The following is a 3,369-nucleotide window of genomic DNA, read 5'->3' on the forward strand; positions in this document are numbered from 1 at the left end:
GCCTGCGCGGCGGTGGAGGGCTTCCTGGGCTATTATCCGGCGGTGCGGGAGCGGCTCGACATCGTCTACCTGCCCTATCCGCGACCCCGGGGGCCTGTGGTCGAACTGCTGGGCGAGGCGCACCAGAACCTGCCCATGCTGGTGCTGGCTGAGCCCTTCGCCCATGCCGATCTGCGTCCTGACGATCTGCTGTGCGCCAACGGCCGCTGGTTCGCCACCAATGAGGGTCCGGTGACCCGCTATCTGGCCGCTCGCCACGGGGTGGCGCCGCCACATCCCTGACCAAGCACGGCGGGGCAGAAAACAGCGCTCAGCCGGGGCTGTCGACCGGCATTGGGTTGATCCTTGTCGAAACGGCGCTAGGACTAGCCGCGTAAGCGCCGGTCCTTCTCAAGGGGCCCCTTTGAGCGGGATCGGTCTGCAGGACCCCTGGGATTTCCAGGGGGCTGGCCCCATATTCTGTCCGGCGCTCTCGGCGCATGTCTCAAGGCAAAGACCCATGGCTCAGTACGACGTCGTCATCATCGGGGCGGCCCCGGCGGCTACAATGGCGCGATCCGCGCCGGGCAGTTGGGCCTGAAGGTCGCGATCATTGAGGGCCGCGGCAAGCTGGGCGGCACCTGCCTGAACGTCGGCTGTATGCCCTCCAAGGCCTTGCTGCACGCCTCCGAACTCTATGACGCCGCCGCCAACGGCGAGCTGGCGGCCATGGGCGTCGAGGTGACGACCAAGCTCAACCTGCCGCAGATGATGAAGCAGAAGGCCGACAGCGTCGAAGCCCTGACCAAGGGCGTCGAGTTCCTGATGAAGAAGAACAAGGTCGAGTACATCAAGGGCTGGGGCCGCATCGCCGGGCCCGGCAAGGTGGTGGTCAAGACCGAGGACGGGGCGGAATCCACGCTCGAGACCAAGAACATCGTCATCGCCACCGGCTCCGAGCCGACGCCGCTTCCGGGCGTGACCGTTGACAATCAGCGCGTCGTCGATTCGACCGGGGCTCTGGTCCTGCCGGAAGTGCCCAAAAGCCTGATCGTGGTCGGCGCCGGCGTCATCGGCTTGGAACTGGGCTCGGTCTGGCGCCGCCTGGGCGCCGAGGTCACCGTGGTCGAGTATCTCGATCGCATCCTGCCGGGCACCGACGACGAGGTCGCCAAGGCGTTCCAGCGGATCCTCGTCAAGCAGGGATTCAAGTTCAAGCTCGGCGCCAAGGTCACCGGCGCGATGGCGACCGCCAAGCAGGCCCAGTTGACGGTTGAGCCGGTCGCCGGCGGCCCCGCCGAGACCCTGCAGGCTGACTATGTGCTGGTCGCCATTGGCCGCCGGCCCTTCACCGAGGGGCTCGGCCTGGAGACGGTCGGCATCACGCCCGACAAGCGCGGCGTCATCGCCAATGACCACTTCAAGACCTCGGCCCCGGGTGTCTGGGTGGTCGGTGACGTGACCAGCGGCCCGATGCTGGCCCACAAGGCCGAGGACGAGGGCGTGGCCTGTATCGAGCTGATCGCCGGCAAGGCCGGTCACGTGAATTACGGCATCATCCCGGGCGTCATCTACACCAAGCCCGAGGTGGCCACGGTCGGCCAGACCGAGGAGCAGCTGAAGGCCGCGGGCGTCGCCTACAAGATCGGCAAGTTCCCGTTCGCCGCCAACAGCCGGGCCAAGATCAACCACGAGGGCGATGGTTTCGTGAAGGTCCTGGCCGACGCCAAGACCGACCAGATCCTCGGCGTCCACATGATCGGGCCCAATGTCGGCGACATGATCGGCGAATATTGCGTGGCCATGGAATTTGGCGGCGCCTCGGAAGACGTGGCCCGAACCTGCCATCCCCACCCGACTCGCTCCGAGGCCCTGCGTCAGGCCGCCATGGGCGTCGAGGGCTGGACGATGCAGGCCTAGACTTTCAGGCCGCTGAAGACGTTTGTCGGATCGCTCCGACAGGGGCGGGGTTTCGGAAACGGGACCCCGCCATTCTTTTACGGGCTGGCGCCCCCAAACACCTCCGTCATTCCCGCCCTTGTTGTTCAGACCGGGGACATGCCTGACGGTTGTTCGGGGACATAGCTGACACATCACTGGCTGGAATGGCTCTTGAGGAGGGCGGTCCATGCCTTGGCGTGAGGTTTCGGCGATGGAACAGCGGCGTGAGTTTGTCAGGCTTGCGATGATGGAAGGGGCAAACCGGCGGGAGTTGTGCCGACGGTTCGGGATCAGTCCGGAGGTCGGCTACAAGTGGCTGGCTAGGGCGCAGGCAGGGGATGGCGATCTGGCGGACCGTTCTCGTCGGCCCCACGGCAGCCCGGGCCGCACCGACGGCGTGATCGAGGCGGCGGTGTTGGCGGTTCGCCAAGCGCATCCGGCCTGGGGCGCGCGGAAGATCAAGGCATGGTTGGAGGCGCGAGGAACGGCGGCTCCAGCGGTCTCGACAGTGCATGAGATCCTGCGCCGTCACGGCCGGATTGAGCCCTTCCCCGAAGCGCCGGGCAAGGCCTGGACGCGCTTCGAACGAAGCGAACCCAACGAGCTCTGGCAGATGGATTTCAAGGGTTGGGTGCGGCTCGCCGGCGGCCAACGCTGCCATCCCTTGACCGTGCTGGACGACCATTCGCGCTTCTCGCCGGCTTTGCGCGCCTGCGCCGATCAGCAGAGCGTCACCGTCCAGGCCCATCTGGAGCAGGCCTTTCGCCGCCACGGACTGCCCCGGGCCTTCTTCGTCGACAACGGCCCGCCCTGGGGTTCGTCCTGGGACCAGGCCAGCGGCGAGCGCTGGACGCGCCTGGCCGTCTGGCTGCTCAAGCTCGGCGTGCGGGTGCTCTACAGCCGCCCCTACCATCCTCAGAGCCGGGGCAAGATCGAACGCTTCCACCGCTCACTGGCCGCAGAGGTCTTTGCCCTGCGCACCTTCGACAGCCTCGCGGAGGTTCAGCGGGCTTTCGACCGCTGGCGGGAAACCTATAACCACGAGCGCCCTCACGAAGCTCTCGGTCAGACCTGCCCCGCCAGCCGCTATCGCCCGAGCCCGCGGACGATGCCCGACCGCCTGCCCTCGCCAGAGTACGACGCCGAAGACATCGTCAGGACCGTTTCCACAACCAAGGCCTATGTCCGCTTCAACGGGCGCCTATGGCCCGTCCCCAAGGCCTTCCGCGGTGAACGCCTCGCCCTGCGCCCCCTCCATCGCGATGGACAATACGGCGTCTTTTTCGCAAGCCACCCCGTCGCCTTCATCGACTTGACCAATCCCAAAACTGTCAGCCATGTCTCCGAACAGGTGTCCGCTATGTCCCCGGTCTGAACAACAAGGGCGGGAATGACGGGAAGATTTGAGATAGCGCCGGGCCCAGCGTCTGCCCAAATTGTGTCGGGACC

General features: G+C 66.4%; 2 protein-coding genes and 1 pseudogene. All 3 read left to right on the top strand.

What is annotated here, in order from left to right; all coding sequences use genetic code 11:
- Nucleotides 1–282, top strand: a 282-nt coding sequence (locus tag CSW58_RS10525) for a DUF3088 family protein (protein WP_099447253.1), incomplete at its 5' end; no start/stop codon positions are given.
- Between the two features lie 217 nt (nucleotides 283–499).
- Nucleotides 500–1,899: pseudogene (gene lpdA, locus CSW58_RS10530) on the top strand (dihydrolipoyl dehydrogenase).
- 208 nt (nucleotides 1,900–2,107) lie between these two features.
- Nucleotides 2,108–3,295 carry an IS481 family transposase gene (locus tag CSW58_RS10535; protein ID WP_099447254.1) on the top strand — a complete coding sequence of 396 codons (1,188 nt, stop codon included), beginning with the start codon at nucleotides 2,108–2,110 and terminating at the stop codon, nucleotides 3,293–3,295.
- Nucleotides 3,296–3,369: the final 74 nt, after the last annotated feature.

This window comes from Caulobacter sp. B11 (assembly GCF_002737765.1).
Taxonomy (GTDB): Bacteria; Pseudomonadota; Alphaproteobacteria; order Caulobacterales; family Caulobacteraceae; genus Caulobacter.

Coding starts and splice junctions, on each gene's coding strand:
- CSW58_RS10535 (WP_099447254.1), top strand. CDS start 2,108: ATGCCTTGGCGTGAGGTTTCGGCGATGGAACAGCGGCGTGAGTTTGTC.